We start from the raw sequence: 25062 nt of genomic DNA, 5'->3' as shown, positions 1-25062 counted from the left end.
CATGTTCGACAAACTGCAACAGGCATTCTGGAAAGCCCTGACCCCGGACCTGGTACCGGAAGAGCCCAGGCCAGCGGCAGCGGTTGATGAACTGTCACCGGCCATCGTCGCCGCGCTGGGTGGCGCGGATAACCTCAAGCACCATCAACCCGTAGCGCTGACGCGGCTGCGGGTGGAGTTGCGGGATGTGGCCCGGATCGACCGGACGGGGCTGAGCGCGGCCGGGGTGGCCGGGGTGATGACACTGGAGAACGGCGTGGTGCATCTGATTACGGGCTTGCCGGCCTGAACCGCCAGATGTCTGAAGGTATCGGTTGACGGGGTATACACCGGGGAGCGTTCTATACTCACGGGCATCCAGTTACGGCAACCCGCCGCAATAAGGAGCCCGCCATGAACGACACCCAGCGGCTCGCCGCCTTGCGCATCGTCTTGATTGTGGTCGGTCTGATCGCCATCTTCGCGATCGGGCCGCTGATGCTCCTGTGGCCGTCCGGCTGGACGTGGCACAGCGGCCATTCCCAGTACCCGCTGATGATCGTCGGCATCTACGCGACACTCGGTGTGTTCTTGCTGATGGCGTCGCGCGATCCGATGAAACATTTGAGCCTGATCTGGTTCACCGTGTGGTCGAGCGTCGTGCACGGCGCGATCATGGCCGTGCAGTCCTTCGGCGTCGATATGGACGGGACGAGCCACGTTGGCCATCTGCTGGGCGACGTGCCCGCGTTGTTCATTGTTGCGGCGGCGTTGGCTTTCTTCACGCCGCGGCGCAGCAATGCGTAACCCGCGAATGAATTGATCCTGCCGATAAGCTCTGCTTCGATGTGCACGAAAAATGCCCTGTGGATAACTTTCCCCAGGGCATTTTCATTTTGTTTTTTTCATTTTCGCTGGCCTTACCGTTTCTCATCTGCGGGTGTATCGTATTCGCCTTTTGCGGACCCACCGGTTCGCGCGGATTCAATAGGTGGTTGCGTTCATGTCCTTTACCCGTCGCCAAATACTCGGTGGCCTGGCCGGTCTTGTTGTCGTTGGCGTAGGCGCGGGGGGCGCATCGCGGTATTGGCTGGGCAAGCGCGCCGATGCCGAGGCTGGTCACGACTATGAACTGATCGCCGCACCGCTGGACGTGGAACTGGTGGCCGGGCACAAGACCCAGGCCTGGGCGTTTGGCCCCTCGGCGCCGGGCACCGAACTGCGGGTGCGCCAGGGCGAGTGGTTGCGGGTGCGCTTCATCAATCACCTGCCGGTCGCCACCACCATTCACTGGCACGGTATTCGTTTGCCGCTGGAGATGGACGGCGTGCCGTATGTCTCGCAACTGCCGGTGCTGCCGGGCGAGTATTTCGACTACAAATTCCGCGTGCCGGACGCCGGCAGTTACTGGTATCACCCCCACGTCAACAGCAGCGAAGAGCTCGGGCGTGGGCTGGTGGGACCATTGATCATCGAAGAGCGTGAGCCGACTGGCTTCAAGTATGAACAGACCCTGAGCCTCAAGAGCTGGCATGTGGACGAACAAGGTCAGTTCGTGGAGTTCAGTATTCCCCGTGAGGCGGCGCGTGGCGGCACGGCCGGGCGGCTGGCGACCATCAACGGTGTGCCGCAGGCGGTGATCGACCTGCCGGCCGGGCAGATCACCCGGGTGCGTTTGCTCAACCTCGACAACACCCTGACTTACCGTATCAACATCCCAGGCGTTGAAGCGCAGATCTATGCGTTGGACGGCAACCCCATCGAACCGCGCCCGCTGGGCAAGGAATACTGGCTTGGCCCGGGCATGCGCATTTGCCTGGCGATCAAGGCGCCGCCGGCGGGCGAAGAATTGTCGTTGCGCAACGGCCCGGTGCGCCTGGGGACCCTGCGCTCGGTGCCTAACAGTGACGCCCCGAGCCAATGGCCGCCGGCGCTGCCGCCCAACCCGGTGTCCGAGCCGGACCTGGCCAATGCCGAGAAACTCAACTTCAATTTCGAATGGGTCGGTTCGGTGTCGGTCAACGTCGACAACGGCAAGCCGCCGAGCCTGTGGCAGATCAACGGCAAGGCCTGGGACATCACCGACAAGACCTGCGCCGACCGGCCGATCGCCACGCTGAAAAAAGGCCAGAGCTACATTTTCGAATTGAAGAACATGACCCAGTACCAGCACCCGATCCATTTGCACGGCATGAGCTTCAAGGTGATCGCGTCGAACCGCCACAAAGTCGTGCCGTACTTCACCGACACCTACCTGCTGGGCAAGAACGAGCGGGCGCAGGTGGCGCTGGTGGCGGATAATCCAGGCGTGTGGATGTTCCACTGCCATGTGATCGACCACATGGAAACCGGCCTGATGGCCGCCATCGAGGTGGCGTGATGCGTCAGATTCGTCCCGCCAAAATCATCGACCGTAGCCGCGACCAGGACTTCATGCGCGAAGCCCTGGCCCTTGCCGCACAAGGCGCCGCCCTGGGCGAAGTGCCCGTGGGCGCGGTGCTGGTGCAGGACGGTGAGATCATCGGACGCGGTTTCAACTGCCCGATCAGTGGCCACGACCCCAGTGCCCACGCGGAAATGGTCGCCATCCGCGCCGCCGCCCAGGCGGTGAGCAACTATCGCCTGCCCGGCAGCACGCTGTATGTGACGCTGGAACCCTGCAGCATGTGCGCTGGCCTCATCGTCCATTCGCGTATCGCCCGGGTCGTCTACGGCGCCCTGGAGCCCAAGGCTGGCATCGTACAGAGCCAGGGGCAGTTCTTCAGCCAGGGTTTCCTGAACCATCGGGTGATGTTCGAGGGCGGGGTGTTGGCCGAGGAGTGCAGCGCGGTGTTGAGCGAGTTCTTCAAGGCCCGAAGAGCCAAATCGCAAGATTGAACACACAACCCCGTGGCGAGGGAGCTTGCTCCCGCTGGGCCGCGAAGCGGCCCTAGAACCCGGCGACGCGGTGGATCAGGGTGATTGAGTGAGCTTGAGAGGGGGCTGCTGCGCAGCCCAGCGGGAGCAAGCTCCCTCGCCACAAAAGCCTAAAAGCTCAAAAGCTCAAAAGCTCAAAAGCTCAAAAGCTCAAAAGCTCAAAAGCTCAAAAGCTCAAAAGCTCAAAAGCTCAAAAGCATTCCGGTCGACCAACCGATTTGCTCTTGAAACTGACACTGATTCGAGGCATTCCCTTGACCCGCGCCGTGCCCAATTCCCGTGGCGAGGGAGCTTGCTCCCGCTGGGGCGCGCAGCGGCCCTGGAGCCCGGCGACGCGGTGGATCAGGTTGATTGAGTGAGCTTGAGAGGGGGCTGCTGCGCAGCCCAGCGGGAGCAAGCTCCCTCGCCACAGTGACTCTGACCATCTCCAGTGAACAGCATTGGCCTCCAATAAGGCTGGGCTATTTACTTACGCGCCACAATCACCGCCCGCATCGGCGCCGGCAATCCTTCGATGGTTTTGCCGTGGTCGGCGGGATCGAGGAAGTCGCTCAGCGACTGATACTTCATCCACTCGGTGCTGCGCTGTTCCTCTACGGTGGTCAGGCTCACGTCCACGCAACGCACATCGCTGAACCCGGCGCGGCGCAGCCAGCGCTCCAGGGCCGGGACCGACGGCAGGAACCAGACGTTGCGCATCTGTGCGTAGCGATCCTCGGGCACCAGCACCTGGTGTTCGTCGCCCTCGATCACCAGGGTTTCGAGCACCAGCTCGCCGCCCTTGACCAGACAGTCCTTGAGCGCCAGCAGATGTTCGATCGGCGAGCGCCGGTGGTAGAACACGCCCATGGAAAACACCGTGTCGAAGCCTTCCAGCTCCGGCGGCAAGGCTTCGAATGGAAACGGCAGGTGCCAGGCGTTGGGCTGCGACAGGTAGCGCTGCACCGCCTGGAACTGGCAGAAGAACAGCCAGTTGGGGTCGACGCCGATCACCGTGTCAGCCCCGGCACCGAGCATCCGCCACATGTAGTAGCCGTTGCCGCAGCCCACATCGAGGATGCGCTTGCCTTTCAGGTCCAGGTGCGGGGCCACCCGTGACCACTTCCAGTCCGAGCGCCATTCGGTGTCTACGTGCACGCCAAACAGGTCGAAAGGTCCTTTGCGCCATGGCGACAGGCCCATCAACGCGGTACGCATCTGCGCGCGGGTTTCGTCGGAACAATCGGTGTCGAGCGTCAGGCCGTTCAGCAGATCGACGGTGGTGGGTTGCAAGGCCGGCAGCGCATCGAGGGCGCTTTGCCAACGCTCCAGGTCGCCGTGACCCTTTTCCATCTTGCTGTCGAGTTGCGTCTGCAGCGTCGCGGCCCAATCGGCCAGGGGCGTGCCGGCCAGATGGCGGGCGAGGGGGGACAGATCGATCATGGCAGGGCAATCAACGAGGCGAAGTTAAGACACTGGAACCACGGCACGACTTTCGAGAACCCGGCCGCGAGCAGGCGTTCGCGGTGTTCTTCTAGGCTGTCGGGCTTCATGACGTTTTCGATGGCGCTGCGTTTCTGGGCAATTTCCAGCTCGCTGTAGCCGTTGGCGCGCTTGAACGCCACGTGCAGGTCGGTGAGCAGGGCGTGTTCCTCTGCATCGTTGAAGCGCAGCTTTTCCGAGAGAATCAGGGCGCCACCGGGCAGCAACGACTGGCGGATGCGGCTCAACAGTGCGGTGCGCTGGTCCGGCGCGATGAATTGCAGGGTGAAGTTCAGTGCCACCACCGAGGCCGGCTGGAACGTCAGGGCGAGGATGTCGCCTTCGATCACTTCCACCGGCAGCAGCTCCTGGAACATCGAGTCCTGGCCGTTGAGGTATTCGCGGCAGCGCTCGACCATGGCCGCCGAGTTATCCACCGCGATTACCCGGCAACCGTCGGTGCGCACGTGGCGGCGCAGGGCCTGGGTCACCGCGCCCAGGGACGAGCCCAGGTCGTAGAGCACGCTGCCCGGCTGGGCGAATTGCGCGGCGAGCACGCCGAGGTTTTCGACAATGGTCGGATAACCCGGCACCGAACGCTTGATCATGTCCGGAAACACCCGCACCACGTCCTCGTTGAAGGCGAAGTCCGGCACTTGGGCCAGGGGTTGGGCGAATAGGCGATCAGGGTCTTTGCTCACGGCGGTTCCAGCGGCATGGGTGGTGAAAAGGCCGGCATTTTAACCAAAAAACCTGTGGGAGCGAGCTTGCTCGCGATAGCGATGGATCAGCCAGCGATAATGTTGACTGATAGACCGCTATCGCGAGCAGGTTCGCTCCCACATTATTTGGCTCCGTGTGGCTTTTGGGTAAACGCCGACGCTGTAATGCCCCATTGGCCCAGCCAATAACTGATGATGATCAGGTAAGACGCGGCATGGAAGGGGTGCACGAACCGGTTGATGCCGATGAGGCTGTCGGAAAACACAAACGCCAGCGCCCCGGCGGCGGCCAGCCACGCCGAACGCTTGGGCACACCGGTGCCCAGCCGCGCCAACGCCCGCCAGAGCATGGTGCTGATGACCAGGCCGTAGACAATCACCGGCACCAGCAACGACCCTAGGCCGTTCGACACCAGGACTCCCAACAGCATCGCACCGATGCCCAAGGCAAGGGCCAAGGGCAGCAGCGCCGGGCGGCGGCAGTCGCTGAGGTAGGCTTTCAGGTAGGCCAGGTGCGCCAGCAGAAACGCGCCGAGGCCGAACACGAACAGGTCCCCCGGCCAGGCCAGCAATACGTCGCCCACCAGCGAGAAAATCAGCCCGAGACTGACCCAGCGCCGATAGTCACTGGGCGGCGCATCGTGCAGCCAGCCGAGCAGGGCCAGCACCGGCATGGGCTTGACCAGCAGGCACAAGAGTGTGGCGTGCACGGTCAGGCCGTACAGGTAGGTGACTGCGCCCATCAGTGCCAGGATCAGCCAGCCCACGGTCAATTCACCGAAATGGCGCAGTCAAAGGTTTCCACGGGCGGCACTTCCGGGGCCCAGGGCTGTTGATAAGTCAGGCGCAAGCGCCCGGTGCCGGCGCTGAACGCCTGGAAGCGCCAGGTCGAAACACCCGCGGCGCCAACGATGCCGGCGTCTTCCGGGTTGCGATAAACCTCCGGCCCCAAGCCCTTCAATACACCACCGGCCGAATCCTGGATCGCCCAGCGATAACCGGTGCTGGGGTTGCTGGGCAGGCTCAGGATCAGGTTCTGTCCGTTATTGAGCCTTACCGGGCACTGGCTCAGTTTTTCCACGGTCACGTTGTGTTTCGGTTGCGTGGCACAGGCGCTCAACAGGGCGAGGCTGAGGGGGACAAGCAGGCGAGTGAGGGACATAAGGGCAACGGCTCCGGCATTCACGACGAACGGCGAGCATAACCGAAGATGCTACTGGGTGTGTCAGGTGGGGATGTGTTGTCTGTCAGGGCCCCATCGCGAGCAAGCTCGCTCCCGCAGGGACTTGTGGCGTTCACAAGATTCCTTTGTGGGAGCGAGCTTGCTCGCGATGAGGCCGGTACAGCCGCTGTATAACGATCAGAACAACACCTTGGCCACATCTGCAAACCGCTTGGCAAAGTGCACCGTGACGCCTTCCTTGAGGTAGTCCGGCAGTTCTTCGAAATTGCCCCGGTTGGCTTCCGGCAGGATCAGTTCGTTGATTTTCTGCCGCCGCGCCGCGATGACCTTCTCGCGCACCCCGCCAATCGGCAGGACGTGCCCGGTGAGGGTCAGTTCGCCGGTCATGGCCACGCCTTTTTTCGGCGGCTGGTTGCGGGCCAGGGACAGCAACGCGCTGGCCATGGTCACGCCGGCGCTCGGGCCGTCCTTGGGCGTGGCGCCTTCCGGTACGTGCAGGTGAACGAAGGCCTCGTCAAAGAACTTCGGATCGCCGCCAAATTGCTTCAGGTGCGAACTGACGTAGCTGTGGGCGATTTCCGCCGACTCCTTCATCACGTCCCCCAGTTGCCCGGTCAGCTTGAAGCCGCGATTGAGGGTGTGGATGCGCGTCGCTTCGATCGGCAAGGTCGCGCCGCCCATGCTGGTCCAGGCCAGGCCGGTGATTACGCCGATGCCGGACAACACCTGCTCGTTGCGGAATACCGGTTTGCCCAGGGAGGCCTCGAGGTCCTTTGGCCCGAGCTTGATCACGGCCTTGGGGTCGTCGATCAGCTTCATCACCGCCTTGCGCACCAGTTTGCCCAGCTGTTTCTCCAACTGTCGCACCCCGGCTTCACGGGCATAGCCATCGATCAGGGCCTTGAGGGCGCTGTCGTTGATACTCAGGCTGCCCTTGGACACGCCAGCCTTGGCCAGTTGCTTGGGCCACAAGTGGCGCTTGGCGATGGCGACTTTTTCTTCGGTGATGTAACCCGACAGGCGGATCACTTCCATTCGGTCCAGCAGCGGGCCGGGGATCGAGTCCAGGGTGTTGGCGGTGCAGACGAAGAGTACTTTCGACAGGTCCAGGCGCAGGTCCAGGTAGTGGTCGAGGAATTCGACGTTCTGCTCCGGGTCGAGGGTCTCCAGCAGGGCCGAGGCCGGGTCGCCCTGGTAGCTCTGGCCCATCTTGTCGATTTCGTCGAGCATGATCACCGGGTTCATCACTTCGACATCTTTCAGCGCCTGCACCAGCTTGCCCGGCTGGGCGCCGATGTAGGTGCGCCGATGGCCCTTGATCTCCGCCTCGTCGCGCATGCCGCCGACGCTGAAACGGTAGAACGGCCGCCCCAGGGATTCGGCGATGGATTTGCCGACGCTGGTCTTGCCCACGCCCGGCGGGCCGACCAGCAGCACGATGGAACCGCTGATCTCGCCTTTGTAGGCGCCGACGGCGAGGAACTCCAGGATGCGGTCCTTGATGTCGTCCAGGCCGGCGTGGTGCTGGTCGAGCACCTTGCGCGCGTGCTTGAGGTCAAGCTTGTCCTGGCCATACACGCCCCACGGCACCGAGGTCGCCCAATCCAGGTAATTGCGGGTGACGGCATATTCCGGCGAGCCGGTTTCCAGGATCGAGAGTTTGTTCATTTCCTCTTCGATGCGCTTCTGCGCCTGGGCCGGCAGCACCTTGCCTTCGAGCCGCTGCTCGAACTGCTCGATATCGGCGCTGCGGTCGTCCTTGGTCAGCCCCAGCTCCTGCTGGATGACCTTGAGCTGCTCCTTGAGGAAGAACTCGCGCTGATGTTCGCCGATCTTGTTGTTGACCTCGGCGGAGATCTCTTTCTGCAGCCGCGCCACTTCGACTTCCTTGCGCAGCATCGGCAGGACTTTTTCCATGCGCTTGAGCATGGGCACGCAGTCGAGCACTTCCTGCAGCTCATTGCCGGTGGCGGAGGTGAGCGCAGCGGCAAAATCGGTCAGCGGCGAAGGGTCGTTGGGGCTGAAGCGGTTGAGATAGTTCTTCAGCTCTTCGCTGTACAGCGGGTTGAGCGGCAGCAGTTCCTTGATCGCGTTGATCAGCGCCATGCCGTAGGCCTTGACCTCATCGGTCGGCTCGCTCGGCTGGTGCGGGTATTCGACTTCCACCAGGTACGGTGGGCGATGGTGCTTGAGCCAGGTGCGGATACGCACGCGGGTCAGGCCCTGGGCGACGAATTGCAGTTTGCCGCCTTCCCGGCTGGCATGGTGCACCTTCACCAGCGTGCCGTATAGCGGCAGTTTCGAGGTGTCGAAATGGCGCGGGTCTTCCTGGGGCGAGTCCATGAAGAACAGCGCCAGGGAGTGATGGTCGGACTTGGCCACCAGCTCCAGGGTTTCGGCCCACGGTTCTTCGTTGACGATGACCGGCAGCACCTGGGCCGGGAAGAACGGACGATTGTGGATCGGGATGATGTAGACCTTGTCCGGCAAATTCTGGCCAGGCAGCGCCAGGCCGGTGCCGGAGGAGGTGTGTTCGATGTGGTCGGAATCGGCGTAATCGTGAGTGGCTTCGGTAGAGTGCTGGTCGCTCATGGGGCACCTGCGCAATGGGGTATGGGTCTTAGATGGGGCAGGTGGGGGGTGGTTTCAATGGTGGGTGAATGTTAGCGGGTATTTCATTGAGCGTTGTTCAGGTGTCCGACAGGTCTGGAGCCGGGCCTGTTGCCAGGCCCGGCTCCCTGTTCAGGCGACCCTGTTCAAATCGTTGTGGCGTGTCTCTTTCAGGCACAACACGGCGATCACACTGAGCACCGCAGCCCCTGATACGTAACCGCCGACGTAGCTCAAACCACCCATCGCCACCAGTTTCTGGGCGAAGAACGGCGCGGCCGAGGCGCCGACGATGCCGCCCAGGTTGTAGGCCGCCGAGGCGCCGGTGTAGCGCACGTGGGTGGGAAACAGTTCCGGCAGCAAGGCGCCCATGGGGGCAAAGGTCACCCCCATCAGGAACAGCTCGATGCACAGGAACAGCGCCACGCCGCTGGTCGAGCCGTGGGTCAGCAAGGGTTCCATGAGGAAACCCGAGGCAATCGCCAATACGCCGCCGCCGATCAGCACCGGCTTGCGCCCGTAGCGGTCGCTGGCCCAGGCCGACAAGGGCGTGGCGGCGGCCATGAACAGCACCGCAAAGCACAGCAGGCCCAGGAAGGTCTCGCGGCTGTAGCCGAGGGTGGATACGCCGTAGCTCAGGGAAAACACCGTCGAGATGTAGAACAGCGCGTAGCACACCACCATCGCCGCCGCGCCCAGCAACGTTGGCGCCCAGTACTGGCTGAACAGCTCGACCAACGGCACCTTTACCCGCTCCTGTCGGGCCATGGCATTGGCGAATACCGGGGTTTCGTGGAGCTTGAGCCGTACATAGAGGCCGACGATCACCAGCACGGCACTGAGCAGGAACGGAATCCGCCAACCCCAGGCGCGGAATTGCTCATCATCCAGGCCCATGGCCAGGGTCAGGAACAGCCCGTTGGCCGCCAGGAAACCGATGGAGGGCCCCAGTTGGGGAAACATGCCGAACCAGGCACGCTTGCCTTTGGGCGCGTTCTCGGTGGCAAGCAGCGCCGCGCCGCCCCATTCACCGCCCAACCCCAGGCCCTGGCCGAAACGCAGCACGCACAGCAGGATCGGCGCCCAGGCGCCAATGCTGGCGTAGCCGGGCAGCACACCGATGAGGGTGGTGCACACACCCATCAGCAACAGGGACGCCACCAGCGTGGACTTGCGCCCGATCCGGTCACCGAAGTGGCCGAACAGCGCAGAGCCCAACGGGCGGGCAAGGAAGGCGATGCCGAACGTCAGGAAGGACGACAGCATCTGTGCCGTGCCTGAGGTTTGCGGGAAGAACACCGGCCCGATCACCAGGGCCGCAGCCGTGGCGTAGACGTAGAAATCGTAGAACTCGATGGCGGTGCCGATGAAACTTGCGGTGGCCACGCGGGTGGTCGAGTTTGTCGGCTGGGCAGACACAGCCTCGTTGCAGGTAGCGGTCGTCATGCGGTTATCCCTGACAGTCATGTGCTCCATTGGAGCGAATTATTATGGTCGAACACCCAGGGATGTGGGCGGGTATCCTTTCGCTGTTTCGGGTGGGAACAGTCGCAGGACTGATGCGGATTTTGCCGATGGTCTGGCCGGAACCGGCTGGGTGCGGGGTAGGCACGGGGTTCGGGCGGGGCTGGGTAAGCGGATGGAGTATAGGAAGGAGGCTAACTAATCAACAAGTGAGCCTGCGCACGTTCGTGACGCTTGCGCAGAACTCTGTGGCGAGGGAGCTTGCTCCCGCTGGGCTGCGAAGCAGCCCCAAAGCAGCAACCCCAACCTGCCTGACGCACCGTTTTATCAGGTTTCAGGGCCGCTTCGCGCCCCAGCGGGAGCAAGCTCCCTCGCCACAAGGGCTACCCTGCGCCCGGTCCAGGCAGGAGTTTCAGGAAGCGGCAGGCATCAAACTGTTATGCCACGCCAGCACCTGGCTGACACGGTTGTCCACGGTCTCGATGATTTCCAGTCGATAACGGCCGATCTTCAGGCACACCGGGCTTTCGGGGATGGTTTCCAGGGCTTCGGTCACCAGCCCGTTGAGGGTCTTGGGGCCGTCGCAAGGCAGATGCCAGCCCAGGGTCCTGTTCAATTCGCGGATCGACGCCGCGCCATCGATCATCAGGCGACCATCGGGCTGGGGGTGGACGTGGGGGTTGTCGAGGCTGTGCTCGCTTTCGAATTCGCCGACGATTTCTTCCAGGATGTCTTCCAGGGTGACGATGCCCAGCACTTCGCCGTACTCGTCCACCACCATGCCCAAGCGCCGTTGCTGCTTGTGGAAATTCAGCAATTGCAGTTGCAATGGCGTGCTTTCAGGGACGAAGTAAGGCTCGTGGGAGGCGGCCAGCAGCGCTTCTTGGGTCAGGCTCGCATCCGCCAGCAAATGACGGATCTGGCGCGTGTTGAGCACCGCTTCGACCTGGTTGATGTCGCTGTGGAACACCGGCAGGCGGGTGCGACGGTTCAGGCGCAGCTGTTCGATGATCTCGCCGATGGGGTCGTCGAGGTTGATCCCATCGACCTCGCTGCGGGGCACGAGGATATCGTTGACGGTGATGTTGTCCAGGGCGTGGATGCCGGAAATCGGGTGCAGTCGGCTGGCGCCGTGCTCAGGTTCGTGTTCGCTGCGCGGTGGCGCGGGCATCTCGTCGTCGCTCTGCTGCACAATGCGGGCCTTGCGCGCAAAGGGGCGCAGCAACAATTGGCTGGCACTATTCAACAGCCAGGCAAACGGATAGAGGATCTTCAACGGTATGCCAAGCAACGTGTTGCCCAGCGCCAGCACCGCTTCTGGCTGGCGGGTGGCCAAGGCGCGCGGCAGGTAGTCGGCAAGCACCAGCAGGGCGGCGCTGGTGCCGAGCCAGGCGACCCAGGGGCCGTTTTCCAGCCAGGTAAAAATCGCCAGCAAGGTGCCGATGACCACGGCCAGGGTGCGACAGAGGGTATTGCACAGGATCAGGCTGGCCAGTGGGAATGTCAGCGTTGCCAGCGGTTTGTCACTGGCGCGCGAGGCCGTGCGCTGGGCCAACAGATGCTGCTGGGCGGCTTCGATGGCGGTGAACAGGGCCGACCAGAGGATCAGCACCACCAGCACGGCAAACAGCGGCGCCACGGGCAATGTATCCATCAGGGCCGTCCGTCAGACATGCAGGATGTATTCGCGAACCAGCTTGCTGCCGAAGTACGCGAGCATCAGCAGGCAGAAACCGGCCAGGGTCCAGCGAATCGCCTTGTGGCCGCGCCAGCCGAGGCGGTTGCGGCCCCACAGCAGCACGCTGAAGACGATCCACGCCAGGCAGGCCAGCAGGGTCTTGTGCACCAGGTGCTGGGCGAACAGGTTCTCGACGAACAGCCAACCGGAGATCAGCGACAGCGACAGCAGGCTCCAGCCGGCCCAGAGGAAGCCGAACAGCAGGCTTTCCATGGTTTGCAATGGCGGGAAGTTGCGGATCAGCCCGGACGGGTGTTTGTTTTTGAGCTGGTGGTCCTGCACCAGCAGCAGCAAGGCCTGGAACACTGCGATGGTGAACAGGCCGTAGGCGAGGATCGACAGCAGGATGTGGGCAAGGATGCCCGGCTCTTCGTCGATGATCTGCACCGTACCTGACGGCGCGAACTGCGCCAGCAGCACCGTCGCCAGCCCCAGCGGGAACAGCAGCACCAGCAGGTTCTCCACCGGGATGCGCGAGCAGGCGATCAGCGTCAAGCCGATCACAGCCACGGCGATCAGGCTGGCGGCGTTGAAAAAATCCAGGCCCAGGCCGATCGGCGTCATCAAGTGGGTATAAAGGCTGGCCGCGTGGCCGAGCACCGCCAGCACGCCGAGCGTGACCAGCAGGCGTTTGTTCGCCTTGGCGCCGGTGGCCAGGCGGGTGCCTTGATAGAGGGTCGCAGCGGCATAAAGGCAGGCGGCGGCGAGCGTGGCAAGCAAGCTGGGTGACAAGGGGAGCATAAATCCTGTTAGGCAAGCCCGAAAGGCGCTGAGTTTGGCATAGAACCGCCTCCGCACGAAAGACCACAGCAACTGACAGCAAGGTGTACGTTGCCCGCTTCTTCGCTATAATCCGCGACCTGCCCACGCCGCAGGCTCGCCGAGCACATTTTTCACGGTCTGGGCCGCCATTATCCCGGTCTCATCTGGGCCTGAAAGGATCGCGCATGTTTGAAAACCTAACCGACCGTCTCTCGCAGACGCTGCGCCATGTCACCGGCAAGGCGAAACTGACCGAGGACAACATCAAAGACACCCTGCGCGAAGTGCGCATGGCGTTGCTCGAAGCCGACGTCGCCCTGCCGGTGGTCAAGGACTTCGTCAATTCGGTCAAGGAACGCGCCGTCGGCACCGAAGTGTCGCGCAGCCTGACACCGGGCCAGGCGTTCGTGAAGATCGTCCAGGCCGAACTCGAAAGCCTGATGGGCGCCGCCAACGAAGACCTGAACCTGAGTGCCGTACCGCCAGCGGTGGTGCTGATGGCTGGTCTGCAGGGCGCGGGCAAGACCACGACAGCCGGCAAGCTGGCGCGCTTCCTTAAAGAGCGCAAGAAGAAGTCGGTGATGGTGGTGTCGGCGGACATCTACCGTCCGGCGGCGATCAAGCAACTGGAAACCCTGGCCAACGACATCGGCGTGACGTTCTTTCCGTCCGACCTGAGCCAGAAACCGGTGGACATCGCCCAGGCGGCTATTAAAGAAGCCAAGCTGAAATTCATCGACGTGGTCATCGTCGATACCGCCGGTCGCCTGCACATCGATGAAGAGATGATGGGCGAGATCAAAGCGCTGCATGCTGCGATCAACCCGGTGGAAACCCTGTTCGTGGTCGATGCCATGACCGGCCAGGACGCGGCCAACACCGCCAAGGCATTCGGCGATGCGCTGCCGTTGACTGGCGTGATCCTGACCAAGGTCGACGGTGACGCCCGTGGCGGTGCCGCGCTGTCGGTACGGGCCATTACCGGCAAGCCGATCAAGTTCATCGGTATGGGCGAGAAGAGCGAAGCGCTCGAGCCGTTCCATCCCGAGCGTATCGCTTCGCGCATCCTCGGCATGGGCGACGTGCTCAGCCTGATCGAGCAGGCTGAACAGACCCTCGACAAGGACAAGGCCGACAAACTGGCCAAGAAGCTGAAGAAGGGCAAGGGCTTCGACCTCGAAGACTTCCGCGACCAGCTGCAACAAATGAAGAACATGGGCGGCCTCGGCGGGCTCATGGACAAACTGCCGAACATCGGCGGCGTGAACCTGGCGCAGATGGGCAACGCCCAAGGCGCGGCTGAAAAGCAGTTCAAGCAGATGGAAGCCATCATCAACTCCATGACCCCGGCCGAGCGCCGCGACCCTGAGCTGATCAGCGGTTCGCGCAAGCGCCGTATCGCCATGGGTTCCGGCACCCAGGTGCAGGACATCGGTCGCTTGATCAAGCAGCACAAGCAGATGCAGAAGATGATGAAGAAATTCTCCGCCAAGGGCGGAATGGCCAAGATGATGCGCGGCATGGGCGGTATGTTGCCCGGCGGCGGCATGCCGAAAATGTAAAGAATCTGCGCCGGCTGTCATGTCGGCGTTGCCCCGCACGGATGCGGGGATCTCCAGCAAACCCGCGCTACGCGGGAGCTGACTTGCCGTTTTTCATGACGGCTCTATGGCAAATCTTGATCGCATGGCGCCAGGCGCCGGAAAAAGACATTTGCAAAAGTCCGGATATTCCTTAGAATATGCGGCCTTTCGGGCACCTATGCCCGCTGTGCATTTAGATTTGCAGCACCGACTACAGGAACGATGTTCACATGCTAACAATCCGTCTTGCCCTTGGCGGCTCCAAAAAGCGCCCGTTTTACCACCTGACCGTAACCGACAGCCGCAACCCGCGTGACGGTTCCCACAAGGAGCAGGTTGGTTTCTTCAACCCTGTTGCCCGTGGTCAGGAAGTTCGTCTGTCCGTGAACCAAGAGCGCGTAGCCTACTGGCTGAGCGTTGGTGCACAACCTTCTGAGCGCGTTGCTCAGTTGTTGAAGGAATCGGCTAAGGCTGCGGCCTGAGCAATATGAACGCGACGCCAAAAGATGCTGATGATTTGATCGTTGTCGGCAAAATCTACTCTGTACATGGCGTTCGCGGCGAAGTGAAGGTGTATTCCTTTACTGATCCGATCAAGAACCTGTTGGACTACAAAACCTGGACGCTCAAGCGCGAAGGTAGCGTGAAACAGGTGGAGCTGGTCAGCGGACGCGGGAACGACAAGTTCCTGGTCGCAAAGCTCAAGGGTCTCGATGATCGTGAAGAAGCGCGTCTTCTGGCCGGTTATGAGATCTGCGTGCCGCGCAACCTGTTCCCTGAACTGACCGACGGCGAGTACTACTGGTACCAGCTGGTGGGTCTGAAGGTCATCGACCACCTCGGGCAATTGCTCGGGAAAATCGATCACCTGCTCGAGACCGGTTCGAACGATGTCATGGTGGTCAAGCCTTGCGTCGGCAGCCTGGATGATCGCGAACGCCTGTTGCCCTATACCGAGCAATGCGTGTTGGCCGTCGACCTTGCCGCAGGCGAGATGAAGGTGGAATGGGATGCGGATTTCTGAACGTGGCTAACTTGCGCGTTGAAGTCATCACATTGTTTCCCGAGATGTTTTCCGCCATCAGCGAGTACGGCATAACCAGCCGCGCGGTGAAACAGGAGCTGTTACAGCTCACCTGTTGGAATCCGCGGGACTACACCACGGATCGGCATCACACTGTGGACGATCGCCCGTTTGGCGGTGGTCCGGGCATGGTGATGAAGATCAAGCCCCTGGAAGATGCGCTGGTTCAGGCCAGGACGGCAGCCGGGGAGGGTGCGAAGGTAATTTACCTGTCGCCCCAAGGCCGCCAGCTGACTCAGTCGGCGGTACGCGAGCTGGCGAATTCGGATGCATTGATCCTGATTGCCGGCCGTTATGAAGGCATTGACGAGCGTTTCATTGAAGCTCATGTCGATGAAGAGTGGTCGATTGGCGACTATGTACTGTCTGGCGGCGAGCTGCCGGCGATGGTCCTGATCGATGCGGTTACACGACTGCTGCCTGGAGCTTTAGGGCATGCAGATTCCGCTGAGGAAGATTCCTTTACGGATGGTCTGCTGGATTGCCCGCACTACACCCGACCGGAGGTGTATGCGGATCAGCGTGTTCCCGACGTGTTGCTAAGTGGCAACCACGCGCACATCCGGCGTTGGCGTTTACAGCAGTCCCTTGGTCGGACCTATGAACGACGCGCCGATCTTCTGGAAAGCCGCTCGCTTTCTGGAGAAGAGAAGAAGCTGCTCGAGGAATACATCCGCGAGCGGGACGATAGTTAACAACGTATCGATGGTGAGTCCGACGACTTGCCTTAGGAGCACAGCATGACTAACAAAATCATCCTTGCACTCGAAGCAGAGCAGATGACCAAAGAAATCCCTACCTTTGCCCCAGGCGACACCATTGTCGTTCAGGTGAAAGTGAAGGAAGGCGACCGTTCCCGTCTGCAAGCGTTCGAAGGCGTCGTTATCGCCAAGCGTAACCGCGGCGTGAACAGTGCATTCACCGTTCGTAAAATCTCCAACGGTGTTGGCGTAGAGCGTACTTTCCAGACCTACAGCCCGCAAATCGACAGCATGGCTGTCAAGCGTCGCGGTGACGTACGTAAAGCCAAGCTGTACTACCTGCGTGACCTGTCGGGTAAAGCAGCTCGCATCAAGGAAAAACTGGCTTAAGTCCAGCTTCCGATGCAAAAAAAAGCAGCCTGCGGGCTGCTTTTTTGTTGCCTGCGATTTGCGCTTTGAGCACCCTGCATAGCTTCACTTGCCATTTTGATGCTGTGTGTGCCCGCATCCTTCAAGAGTTCTTATGCCCGCCATCGATCATCCGCTGATAGACCAGTTTCTCGACGCCCTGTGGCTGGAAAAGGGGTTGTCCGATAACACCCGTGATGCTTATCGCAGTGACCTGGCGCTGTTCAATGGTTGGTTGCAGGAAAACCACCTGGAACTGATCAATGCCGGTCGGGAATTAATCCTCGATCACTTGGCGTGGCGCCTGGAGCAGAACTACAAACCGCGCTCGACGGCGCGGTTTCTCTCTGGCTTGCGTGGTTTTTATCGCTATTTGCTGCGGGAAAAATTGATTGCGGTGGACCCGACCTTGCGCGTGGAGATGCCGCAATTGGGGCGTCCATTGCCCAAGTCCCTCTCGGAAGCCGATGTGGAAGCGCTGCTGGCGGCCCCCGACCTCAGCGAAGCCATTGGTCAGCGCGACCGGGCCATGCTGGAGGTCTTGTACGCCTGCGGCCTGCGGGTCACCGAGTTGATCAGCTTGACGCTGGAGCAGGTCAACCTGCGCCAGGGCGTGCTGCGGGTGATGGGCAAAGGCAGCAAGGAACGCCTGGTGCCGATGGGTGAGGAAGCGATCGTCTGGGTCGAGCGCTACATGCGCGATGCCCGCCACGAACTGCTGGGCGGGCGCCCCAGCGACGTGCTGTTCCCCAGCCTGCGCGGCGAGCAGATGACCCGCCAGACGTTCTGGCACCGCATCAAGCACCAGGCCAAGGTGGCCGGAATCAACAAATCCCTCTCGCCCCACACCTTGCGCCATGCCTTCGCCACGCACCTGCTCAACCACGGCGCCGACCTGAGGGTGGTGCAGATGCTGCTCGGCCACAGCGACTTGTCCACCACCCAGATCTACACCCATGTCGCCCGGGCGCGGTTGCAGGACTTGCATGCCAAGCATCACCCGCGTGGATAGGCGTTGCATCGCTTTTTGTGGCGAGGGAGCTTGCTCCCGCTGGGGCGCGCAGCGGCCCTGAATCCACACACCAGGAACTGTCAGGAAAAACGGGTGCGTCATTAGCGACTGCTGCGCAGTCGAGCGGGAGCAAGCTCCCTCGCCACAAAGTTACTGATGCTCGTGCATTGCATGTTGTCTTGCGACAGGTGCATTCGGTCACGCGGGCCTTATGTGGTAGGCTTTCCCGGTTTGCACAGTGGGCGGTTGGAACCCGAATCTGCGGGTCGGCGTTTCCCGTCTCATTTGTTCGCCTCAGGAGTCCCCATGCGTTTGATCCAGATATTCACCGCCGCCGCCATTGCGCTGGCCAGTACCTTTGCCATTGCCGACGACGCGGCCGACAAGGCTATCCGCAAGAGCCTGGAAAACCTTCAGCTCGAAGTGCCGATCGAAACCATCTCGGCCAGTCCCATGGCTGGCCTGTATGAGGTCAAGCTCAAGGGCAGCCGCGTGCTTTACGCCAGCGCCGACGGTCAGTACATCGTCCAGGGCAACCTGTTCGAGCTCAAGGACGGCAAGCCGGTCAATCTCACCGAGATGACCGAGCGCCAGGGCATTTCCAAGTTGATCAATGGCATTCCAGTTGCTGAAACCGTGGTCTATCCGGCCATTGGCGAAACCAAGTCCCACATCACCGTGTTCACCGACACCACTTGCCCGTATTGCCACAAGCTGCACGCCGAAGTGCCGGAGCTGAACAAGCGTGGCATCGAAGTGCGCTATGTTGCATTCCCGCGCCAGGGCCTGGGCTCGCCGGGCGATGAGCAGTTGCAGGCGGTCTGGTGCTCCAAGGACAAGAAAGCGGCCATGGACAAGATGGTCGATGGCAAGGAAATCAAGGCCGCCAAGTGCGAGAACCCGGTTTCCAAGCAGTTCGCCCTTGGCCAGTCCATTGGTGTGAACGGCACGCCGGCCATCGTTTTGGCCGACGGCCAGGTGATTCCGGGCTATCAGCCGGCGCCACAAGTCGCCAAACTGGCCCTGGGCGCAAAATGATCATGGGCGATCCGCTTCTGAAGATCACGGCTCGGCGAAAACCTTCGTCGGGCCGTTAAACACAAAGTCGCGTTGCTGCGCGGCTGTATTTCACGGCCGACCTTGTGTCGGCCGTTTCATGGGGAGTCAAGAGTGAATCCGGTCAAAGTAGGCATCTGTGGGTTAGGTACCGTCGGTGGCGGCACCTTCAACGTACTTCAGCGCAACGCCGAGGAAATTGCTCGTCGTGCCGGGCGTGGGATCGAAGTGGCACAAATTGCCATGCGCACGCCAAAGCCTCAGTTCCAGACGACCGGTATTGCGATTACCAACGATGTCTTCGAAGTGGCCACGAACCCTGAGATCGACATCGTCATAGAGCTGGTCGGCGGCTACACCGTTGCCCGTGAGCTGGTACTCAAGGCCATCGAGAATGGCAAGCATGTGGTCACCGCGAACAAGGCGCTTATCGCTGTTCACGGTAATGAGATTTTCGCCAAGGCCCGCGAGAAGGGCGTGATCGTGGCTTTCGAAGCCGCCGTGGCTGGTGGTATCCCGGTGATCAAGGCGATCCGCGAAGGCCTGTCCGCCAACCGTATCAACTGGGTCGCGGGGATCATCAACGGCACCGGCAACTTCATCCTCACCGAGATGCGCGAGAAGGGTCGTACCTTCGAAGACGTGCTCGCCGAAGCCCAGGCCCTGGGCTACGCAGAGGCTGATCCGACGTTCGACGTGGAAGGCATCGACGCAGCGCACAAGCTGACGATCCTGGCCTCCATTGCGTTCGGCATCCCGTTGCAGTTCGACAAGGCCTACACCGAAGGCATCACCAAGCTGACCACCGCTGACGTGAACTACGCCGAAGCCTTGGGCTATCGCATCAAGCACCTGGGCGTGGCGCGCAGCACCGCCAACGGCATCGAGCTGCGTGTGCACCCGACCTTGATCCCGGCCGATCGCCTGATCGCCAACGTCAACGGTGTGATGAACGCGGTGATGGTCAACGGCGACGCCTCCGGCTCGACGCTGTTCTACGGTGCCGGTGCGGGCATGGAACCGACGGCCTCTTCGGTGATCGCCGACCTGGTGGACGTGGTTCGCGCCATGACCTCGGACCCGGAAAACCGTGTGCCGCACCTGGCCTTCCAGCCAGACTCGCTGTCGGCTCACCCGATTCTTCCGATCGAGGCATGCGAAAGCTCCTACTACCTGCGTATCCAGGCCAAGGACCATCCGGGTGTGCTGGCCCAAGTGGCGAGCATTCTCTCGGAACGCGGTATCAACATCGAGTCGATCATGCAGAAGGAAGTCGAGGAACACGACGGCCTGGTGCCGATGATCCTGCTGACCCACCGTGTGGTCGAGCAGCGCATCAACGACGCGATTGCGGCGTTGGAGGCCCTGCAGGGCGTCGTGGGTCCGGTGGTCCGTATCCGCGTCGAGCATTTGAATTGAAGCAGCTGCAAGTTCCAAGCTAAAAGCTGCAAGTTAAATCAATACAGCTGCAAGCCATGAGCTGCAAGCTACAAGCAAAAGCCCGGCTGCTTTTAACTTGTAGCTTGTAGCTTGAAGCTCGAAGCTCAAACCGAAGGTTTGCCCTTATGCGCTATATCAGCACCCGCGGCCAGGCACCGGCCCTGAATTTCGAAGATGTCCTCCTGGCCGGCCTGGCCACGGACGGCGGTCTCTATGTGCCGGAAAACCTGCCGCGTTTCACCCAGGAAGAAATCGCTTCCTGGGCCGGCCTGCCGTATCACGAGCTGGCGTTCCGGGTCATGCGCCCGTTCGTCACCGGCAGCATCCCGGACGCCGATTTCAAGAAAATCCTGGAAGAGACCTATGGCGTCTTTTCCCACAACGCCATCGCACCGCTGCGTCAGCTCAACGGTAACGAATGGGTCATGGAGCTGTTCCACGGCCCCACCCTGGCGTTCAAGGACTTCGCCCTGCAATTGCTCGGTCGCCTGCTGGACTACGTGCTGCAAAAGCGTGGCGAGCGTGTGGTGATCGTCGGTGCCACTTCTGGCGACACCGGTTCGGCGGCCATCGAAGGCTGCAAGCATTGCGAGAACGTCGACATTTTCATCCTGCACCCGCACAACCGGGTCTCGGAAGTACAACGTCGGCAGATGACGACGATTTTTGGCGATAACATCCACAACATCGCCATCGAAGGCAACTTCGATGACTGCCAGGAAATGGTCAAGGCCAGTTTCGCCGACCAGAGCTTCCTCAAGGGCACGCGGCTGGTGGCGGTGAACTCGATCAACTGGGCGCGGATCATGGCCCAGATCGTTTATTACTTCCACGCGGCCCTGCAATTGGGCGGCCCGGCCCGCTCCGTGTCGTTCTCGGTGCCGACCGGCAACTTCGGCGATATTTTCGCCGGTTACCTGGCGCGCAACATGGGCCTGCCGATCAATCAATTGATCGTCGCCACCAACCGCAACGACATCCTGCACCGCTTCATGAGCGGCAACCAGTACGTCAAGGAAACCCTGCACGCCACGCTGTCGCCTTCAATGGACATCATGGTGTCGTCGAACTTCGAACGCTTGCTGTTCGACCTGCACGGTCGCAATGGTGCGGCGATTGCCGGCCTGATGGACAGCTTCCGCCAGGGCGGCGGTTTCAGCGTCGAGCCTGAGCGCTGGACCGAAGCCCGCAAGTTGTTCGACTCCCTGGCCGTGGACGATGAGCAGACTTGCGAAACCATCGCCGAGGTGTTCGCGCAGAGCGGTGAGTTGCTCGATCCGCACACGGCCATTGGCGTCAGGGCCGCTCGTGAGTGCCGTCGTAGCCTGGACATCCCGATGGTGATTCTCGGCACGGCGCATCCGGTCAAGTTCCCGGAAGCCGTGGAGAAAGCCGGTGTAGGAAAAGCGCTTGAACTACCTGCACATCTTTCTGATTTGTTTGAGCGAGATGAGCGTTGCACCGTGTTGCCCAACGACTTGAAGGCTGTGCAGGCCTTTGTCAGCCAGCATGGCAACCGCGGCAAGCCGCTCTGATAGCCTAGACCTGTCACATTTTGAAGCCCGTCTCCTGACGGGCTTTCTTGTTTCTGCATGCCAAACTGATCAGGTTTTCGCCCTTGGAGGGACGGGCGAGTCATCTCGAAGGAAATGCAGATGTCGTTTTTTAGCAAATGCAAGCCAGCCCGGGGCTGGGTAATGGGCCTGGCCCTGATGCACTGGGTGCAGGGGGGCAATGCGACGCAGTTGGCGGCTTTCGAAACGCCGCCGTTCAATCCTGGCGAGCGGCTGGTATTGGATGCGCAGGAATTGAAGTGGATCAAGGAGAACCCACGCGTCATTGTGGCCACGATGCAGTTTCCGCTGTACCTGTTCAAGAATGAACTGGGGCAGTGGAACGGTCTGAACCACGACATTCTCCAGCGCATCTCGCAAATGACTGGCCTTGAGTTCGTGCATCGGGAGTCGTTCTCCCCCGGCGAGTTGCTGACGATGCTGGAGAACAGCGAAGCCGACATGACGACCCTCTTGGCGATGAATGACGAACGCAGGGATTTCCTGAGCTTTAGCCATGCATTTGGTGGCTCGGGCTGGGTATTTGTTGGCCGTGACGGAGAGTCGATCCTCCATTCGCTGGAACAGCTGGAAGGGAAGGTCCTGGCGTTGCCGGCGCGGCATGCCCTGGAAGCGGAGATCAGGCGCGACTACCCGGCCATCAAATTGCGCACGACCAAGACCTATGGCGAGGCGCGGGCATTGGTCGAGAGTCGGGAGGCCTATGCCACCATCGAAAATGAAACCGGGGTGCATCTCTATCCGGCGGGGCAATTGCAGGTAGGAAGGGGGCTTGAGGGCAAGTGGGAACCTGACTACCTCGCGGTACGCCAGGACCTGGCTGTGCTGCTGAGCATCTTGAACAAAGCCCTGGAAGCCTTCCCGGCCAAGGACATGCGCGCGCTGCGTTCCAAATGGATGGCCGGTAGCACACCCGCGCCGGCGCCATCGATCTGGGAGCGGTTTTCCCGCTGGGGGTACTGGTGCGTGACCGTGGTCGTGGTGTTCGGCCTCCTGTCCCTGCTATGGAACCGCCGTCTGCAGATACAAATCGACCAGCGCCTCAAGGCTGAGGCGATCCTCAAGGACCAATTGATGCTCCAACGCGCCTTGATGGACGCCATTCCCGACCCGATTTTCATCCGGGACCTGGAAGGGCGCCTGGTCATGTGCAACAAAAGCTACGAGGACCAGTTAGCGACCCGCTTCGAAAAGCTGCGGGGCACGCGGCTGACGGATTTGGCGGCATTTCCACCGGCCACCGCCGAGTTGCTCCATGGGGAGGTGATGGAGCAATTGCGCACCGGCCAGTCTCGGTTCTTCGACCGGCAATTGATGTTCAGCAGCGGCTTGCGGGAAATCTATCATTGGTCGGTGCCCTTCTATGGGGCTGATGGGCAGTTGCGCGGCATTCTGGGGGGCTGGACCGATGCCGGGCGTCGGCGGCGCCGTTGCGACAAGTTGATGGCCTGACGCCGAGCGTCACCACGCCAAGGCCTCAAGAGAAGGCTGTTGTTTGCCTGTCATATTGGGCGCGCATGCTCGGTTGAACAGGTTGGAGGCGTGCCGGTCCGGTGCGCTGACGAACTTTCTGCTGCGGCCCACGGTCACTTACTGTGAACATGCAGTTGTTTTTCGGACTATTGAAGGGTGAGCGAATGGAAAGTATCAGCCTATTGCTGAGTGAGGCTTTGAGCCCGTATCTGGTCACGCTGACTCCCTCCGGCGCCAAGGGCGAATGCCTGGTGACGCTGAAGAATGCCTCCGGGGCCATCATGGTCGAGCGAGTGTTCAATCAGGCCCAATTGACCGACAAGCGTCAGTTGACGGATGTGGTCGATGGCCTGCATCGCGATGTATTGATTGCCGAGGGCCGCCTGGAGCCCTGTGTGATTGCGGCGCTGCGCAATCTGGCGCGCGACAAGGTCATGGTCGGGGCGAATTGACTGGGGGTTTGTGGGAACCTTCCTACGTCCTGACGAGTCAGACTCTTTACCAACAAGAGCAAGCATTGTGCTCCGGTGCTTGTCGCTTGTTGTACGGACCATGAATGGTCACGTTTAACCCCGAGTCGTCTCCCCACTTCTCGGGGTTTCTTTTTGCCTGGCTTTTACGTTTTTAGCGCGTTCTGTCAGGCGCTCCCACAGGTCTGATCTTCTGTGACGGCCTGCTGCGGTGTGTCAAATGGCACCCTCGGTGCGCAGCTTGGCGATCTGCTGTGCATCGTAGCCAAGCTCGCCGAGCACTTGTGCATTGTGTTCACCCAGCGCCGGCCCGACCCATTCGGAGGTGCCCGGGGTGTCGGAGAGTTTCGGTACGATCCCCGGCATCTTGAACGCCTTGCCGTCCGGCAACTTGGCCTGCAGGAACATTTCACGGGCCAGAAACTGTGGGTCGCTGAACATATCCTCGGCGCTGAAGATCCGACTGGCCGGCACTCCGGCCTGGTTCAATTGGTCGATAACGCTATCGAGCGGCAGCGCGTTGACCCAGCGATCGATGACGCCGTACAGCTCGTCGCGGCGGCTGTCACGGCCATCGTTGCTGGCCAGTTGCGGGTCATTGGCCAGGTCGTCGCGGCCAATGATCTGCATGAAGCGCTTGAAGATTGCGTCGCCGTTGGCGCCAATCTGCACGTGCTTTCCGTCAGAGCTGGTGTGGATGGACGAGGGGGTGATGCCGGGCATGATGTTGCCGGTGCGCTCACGGATGAAGCCGAACACATCGAACTCCGGCACCATGCTTTCCATCATGGCGAAAATCGCCTCGTACAGCGCCACGTCCACCACTTGCCCGGTGCCGCCGTTGATCTCGCGGTGACGCAGGGCCATCAAGGCGCCGATCACGCCCCAGAGGGCGGCGATGGAGTCGCCGATGGAAATCCCCGTACGCACTGGCGGGCGGTCCTCGAAGCCGGTGATGTAGCGCAGGCCGCCCATGGATTCGCCCACCGCGCCAAACCCCGGCTGATCTTTCATCGGCCCGGTCTGGCCGAAGCCTGAAAGCCGCACCATCACCAGTTTCGGGTTCAGTGCGTGCAGGACATCCCAGCCCAGGCCGAGCTTTTCCAGGACGCCGGGGCGAAAATTCTCGATCAGGATATCGGCTTCGCCGAGCAGTTTTTTCAGGATCGCCAGGCCTTCAGGGTGCTTGAGGTTCAAGGTCAGGGACTTCTTGTTGCGTGCCTGGACGAACCACCACAGCGAGGTGCCTTCGTATAGCTTGCGCCACTTGCGCAGGGGGTCACCGCCGTCGGGCGATTCGACCTTGATGACTTCGGCTCCGAATTCGCCGCAGATGCGCGAGGCGAAGGGCCCGGCGATCAAGGTGCCGAGTTCGATGACTTTGACGCCGGCAAGGGGTTTGGCAGTAAGCGACATGACAGATCCT

General features: G+C 61.3%; 24 protein-coding genes. 15 read left to right on the top strand and 9 right to left on the bottom strand.

The window, feature by feature from the left end; translation table 11 throughout:
* Position 1 precedes the first annotated feature (1 nt).
* The 4 genes from BLU76_RS15280 (at position 2) to tadA (ending at position 2856) form a co-directional block, all read left to right on the top strand.
* Positions 2-289, top strand: a complete 288-nt coding sequence (locus tag BLU76_RS15280; protein WP_092143886.1) for a PTS sugar transporter subunit IIB — start codon at positions 2-4, stop codon at positions 287-289.
* 104 nt (positions 290-393) lie between these two features.
* Positions 394-786, top strand: coding sequence for a DUF6632 domain-containing protein (locus BLU76_RS15275; RefSeq protein WP_092143889.1), 393 nt, complete (start codon positions 394-396; stop codon positions 784-786).
* A gap of 196 nt (positions 787-982) precedes the next feature.
* Positions 983-2359, top strand: coding sequence for a multicopper oxidase family protein (locus BLU76_RS15270; RefSeq protein WP_092223306.1), 1377 nt, complete (start codon positions 983-985; stop codon positions 2357-2359).
* Positions 2359-2856 carry a tRNA adenosine(34) deaminase TadA gene (tadA, locus tag BLU76_RS15265; protein WP_092223304.1) on the top strand — a complete coding sequence of 166 codons (498 nt, stop codon included), beginning with the start codon at positions 2359-2361 and terminating at the stop codon, positions 2854-2856. The genes BLU76_RS15270 and tadA overlap by 1 nt, the downstream gene beginning before the upstream one ends.
* Before the next feature lie 504 nt (positions 2857-3360).
* Here tadA and cmoB read toward each other — a convergent pair.
* From cmoB to BLU76_RS15220, 8 genes are all read right to left on the bottom strand, one after another.
* Positions 3361-4317 (bottom strand): tRNA 5-methoxyuridine(34)/uridine 5-oxyacetic acid(34) synthase CmoB, encoded by a 957-nt coding sequence (gene cmoB / locus BLU76_RS15260; RefSeq protein WP_092143899.1) that lies wholly within the window; start codon positions 4315-4317, stop codon positions 3361-3363.
* A complete protein-coding gene (gene cmoA, locus BLU76_RS15255) occupies positions 4314-5057 on the bottom strand; it encodes a carboxy-S-adenosyl-L-methionine synthase CmoA (protein ID WP_018611163.1) in 744 nt (247 codons plus the stop codon). The genes cmoB and cmoA overlap by 4 nt, the downstream gene beginning before the upstream one ends.
* 143 nt (positions 5058-5200) lie before the next feature.
* On the bottom strand, positions 5201-5845 hold the full coding sequence (locus BLU76_RS15250) for a lysoplasmalogenase (protein ID WP_092223302.1): 645 nt from the start codon (positions 5843-5845) through the stop codon (positions 5201-5203).
* Positions 5846-5847: 2 nt separating this feature from the next.
* Positions 5848-6240: a protease inhibitor I42 family protein gene (locus BLU76_RS15245; RefSeq protein ID WP_092223301.1), complete on the bottom strand. Its 393-nt coding sequence runs from the start codon at positions 6238-6240 to the stop codon at positions 5848-5850.
* A gap of 198 nt (positions 6241-6438) precedes the next feature.
* Complete coding sequence (lon, locus tag BLU76_RS15240) at positions 6439-8853, bottom strand: endopeptidase La (RefSeq protein ID WP_092143911.1); 2415 nt, start codon at positions 8851-8853, stop codon at positions 6439-6441.
* A 150-nt stretch (positions 8854-9003) separates the two neighbouring features.
* Entirely contained in the window at positions 9004-10317 is a 1314-nt protein-coding gene (locus BLU76_RS15235) for an MFS transporter (protein WP_063322829.1), read from the bottom strand.
* 430 nt (positions 10318-10747) lie between these two features.
* Positions 10748-11989, bottom strand: a complete 1242-nt coding sequence (locus BLU76_RS15225; RefSeq protein ID WP_092223296.1) for a transporter associated domain-containing protein — start codon at positions 11987-11989, stop codon at positions 10748-10750.
* 12 nt (positions 11990-12001) lie between these two features.
* Positions 12002-12814 (bottom strand): cytochrome C assembly family protein, encoded by an 813-nt coding sequence (locus tag BLU76_RS15220; protein ID WP_063322827.1) that lies wholly within the window; start codon positions 12812-12814, stop codon positions 12002-12004.
* 206 nt (positions 12815-13020) lie between these two features.
* On the opposite strand from BLU76_RS15220, the gene ffh reads away from it, so the two are divergent.
* From ffh to BLU76_RS15165, 11 genes are all read left to right on the top strand, one after another.
* Complete coding sequence (ffh, locus tag BLU76_RS15215) at positions 13021-14397, top strand: signal recognition particle protein (RefSeq protein WP_003198085.1); 1377 nt, start codon at positions 13021-13023, stop codon at positions 14395-14397.
* A gap of 251 nt (positions 14398-14648) precedes the next feature.
* Positions 14649-14900, top strand: coding sequence for a 30S ribosomal protein S16 (gene rpsP, locus BLU76_RS15210; protein WP_003198088.1), 252 nt, complete (start codon positions 14649-14651; stop codon positions 14898-14900).
* 5 nt (positions 14901-14905) lie between these two features.
* The gene (gene rimM / locus BLU76_RS15205; protein ID WP_058544503.1) at positions 14906-15442 is read left to right on the top strand and encodes a ribosome maturation factor RimM; all 537 of its coding nucleotides are present in this window, start codon (positions 14906-14908) and stop codon (positions 15440-15442) included.
* Positions 15424-16197: a tRNA (guanosine(37)-N1)-methyltransferase TrmD gene (trmD, locus tag BLU76_RS15200; protein WP_170845966.1), complete on the top strand. Its 774-nt coding sequence runs from the start codon at positions 15424-15426 to the stop codon at positions 16195-16197. The genes rimM and trmD overlap by 19 nt, the downstream gene beginning before the upstream one ends.
* Positions 16198-16242: 45 nt before the next feature.
* Positions 16243-16593: a 50S ribosomal protein L19 gene (gene rplS / locus BLU76_RS15195; protein ID WP_003175895.1), complete on the top strand. Its 351-nt coding sequence runs from the start codon at positions 16243-16245 to the stop codon at positions 16591-16593.
* A gap of 133 nt (positions 16594-16726) precedes the next feature.
* Positions 16727-17623 carry a site-specific tyrosine recombinase XerD gene (xerD, locus tag BLU76_RS15190; protein WP_003198093.1) on the top strand — a complete coding sequence of 299 codons (897 nt, stop codon included), beginning with the start codon at positions 16727-16729 and terminating at the stop codon, positions 17621-17623.
* Positions 17624-17929: 306 nt separating this feature from the next.
* Positions 17930-18661, top strand: coding sequence for a DsbC family protein (locus tag BLU76_RS15185; protein ID WP_092143926.1), 732 nt, complete (start codon positions 17930-17932; stop codon positions 18659-18661).
* A gap of 132 nt (positions 18662-18793) precedes the next feature.
* Entirely contained in the window at positions 18794-20098 is a 1305-nt protein-coding gene (locus tag BLU76_RS15180; RefSeq protein WP_003198098.1) for a homoserine dehydrogenase, read from the top strand.
* Positions 20099-20244: 146 nt separating this feature from the next.
* Complete coding sequence (thrC, locus tag BLU76_RS15175) at positions 20245-21654, top strand: threonine synthase (protein WP_063322824.1); 1410 nt, start codon at positions 20245-20247, stop codon at positions 21652-21654.
* Between the two features lie 120 nt (positions 21655-21774).
* On the top strand, positions 21775-23145 hold the full coding sequence (locus BLU76_RS15170) for a transporter substrate-binding domain-containing protein (protein ID WP_092223294.1): 1371 nt from the start codon (positions 21775-21777) through the stop codon (positions 23143-23145).
* Between the two features lie 185 nt (positions 23146-23330).
* Positions 23331-23618, top strand: a complete 288-nt coding sequence (locus BLU76_RS15165; protein WP_063322822.1) for a DUF3509 domain-containing protein — start codon at positions 23331-23333, stop codon at positions 23616-23618.
* 234 nt (positions 23619-23852) lie between these two features.
* Here BLU76_RS15165 and BLU76_RS15160 read toward each other — a convergent pair whose 3' ends face one another.
* The gene (locus tag BLU76_RS15160) at positions 23853-25052 is read right to left on the bottom strand and encodes a CaiB/BaiF CoA transferase family protein (protein WP_063322821.1); all 1200 of its coding nucleotides are present in this window, start codon (positions 25050-25052) and stop codon (positions 23853-23855) included.
* Positions 25053-25062 lie beyond the last annotated feature (10 nt).

This window comes from Pseudomonas sp. NFACC08-1 (assembly GCF_900106735.1).
In the GTDB taxonomy this organism is placed as follows: Bacteria; Pseudomonadota; Gammaproteobacteria; order Pseudomonadales; family Pseudomonadaceae; genus Aquipseudomonas; species Aquipseudomonas fluorescens_Q.
Note: the sequence above shows the minus strand (reverse complement) of the source record. Positions and strands in the feature narration are given on the sequence as shown.

Excerpts from the sequence above, each read along its gene's own strand:
- BLU76_RS15280 (WP_092143886.1), top strand. The coding sequence starts at position 2 with ATGTTCGACAAACTGCAACAGGCATTCTGGAAAGCCCTGACCCCGGAC.
- BLU76_RS15275 (WP_092143889.1), top strand. The coding sequence starts at position 394 with ATGAACGACACCCAGCGGCTCGCCGCCTTGCGCATCGTCTTGATTGTG.
- BLU76_RS15270 (WP_092223306.1), top strand. The coding sequence starts at position 983 with ATGTCCTTTACCCGTCGCCAAATACTCGGTGGCCTGGCCGGTCTTGTT.
- tadA (WP_092223304.1), top strand. The coding sequence starts at position 2,359 with ATGCGTCAGATTCGTCCCGCCAAAATCATCGACCGTAGCCGCGACCAG.
- cmoB (WP_092143899.1), bottom strand. The coding sequence starts at position 4,317 with ATGATCGATCTGTCCCCCCTCGCCCGCCATCTGGCCGGCACGCCCCTG.
- BLU76_RS15245 (WP_092223301.1), bottom strand. The coding sequence starts at position 6,240 with ATGTCCCTCACTCGCCTGCTTGTCCCCCTCAGCCTCGCCCTGTTGAGC.
- lon (WP_092143911.1), bottom strand. The coding sequence starts at position 8,853 with ATGAGCGACCAGCACTCTACCGAAGCCACTCACGATTACGCCGATTCC.
- BLU76_RS15235 (WP_063322829.1), bottom strand. The coding sequence starts at position 10,317 with ATGACGACCGCTACCTGCAACGAGGCTGTGTCTGCCCAGCCGACAAAC.
- BLU76_RS15225 (WP_092223296.1), bottom strand. The coding sequence starts at position 11,989 with ATGGATACATTGCCCGTGGCGCCGCTGTTTGCCGTGCTGGTGGTGCTG.
- BLU76_RS15220 (WP_063322827.1), bottom strand. The coding sequence starts at position 12,814 with ATGCTCCCCTTGTCACCCAGCTTGCTTGCCACGCTCGCCGCCGCCTGC.
- ffh (WP_003198085.1), top strand. The coding sequence starts at position 13,021 with ATGTTTGAAAACCTAACCGACCGTCTCTCGCAGACGCTGCGCCATGTC.
- rpsP (WP_003198088.1), top strand. The coding sequence starts at position 14,649 with ATGCTAACAATCCGTCTTGCCCTTGGCGGCTCCAAAAAGCGCCCGTTT.
- rimM (WP_058544503.1), top strand. The coding sequence starts at position 14,906 with ATGAACGCGACGCCAAAAGATGCTGATGATTTGATCGTTGTCGGCAAA.
- trmD (WP_170845966.1), top strand. The coding sequence starts at position 15,424 with ATGGGATGCGGATTTCTGAACGTGGCTAACTTGCGCGTTGAAGTCATC.
- rplS (WP_003175895.1), top strand. The coding sequence starts at position 16,243 with ATGACTAACAAAATCATCCTTGCACTCGAAGCAGAGCAGATGACCAAA.
- xerD (WP_003198093.1), top strand. The coding sequence starts at position 16,727 with ATGCCCGCCATCGATCATCCGCTGATAGACCAGTTTCTCGACGCCCTG.
- BLU76_RS15185 (WP_092143926.1), top strand. The coding sequence starts at position 17,930 with ATGCGTTTGATCCAGATATTCACCGCCGCCGCCATTGCGCTGGCCAGT.
- thrC (WP_063322824.1), top strand. The coding sequence starts at position 20,245 with ATGCGCTATATCAGCACCCGCGGCCAGGCACCGGCCCTGAATTTCGAA.
- BLU76_RS15170 (WP_092223294.1), top strand. The coding sequence starts at position 21,775 with ATGTCGTTTTTTAGCAAATGCAAGCCAGCCCGGGGCTGGGTAATGGGC.
- BLU76_RS15165 (WP_063322822.1), top strand. The coding sequence starts at position 23,331 with ATGGAAAGTATCAGCCTATTGCTGAGTGAGGCTTTGAGCCCGTATCTG.
- BLU76_RS15160 (WP_063322821.1), bottom strand. The coding sequence starts at position 25,052 with ATGTCGCTTACTGCCAAACCCCTTGCCGGCGTCAAAGTCATCGAACTC.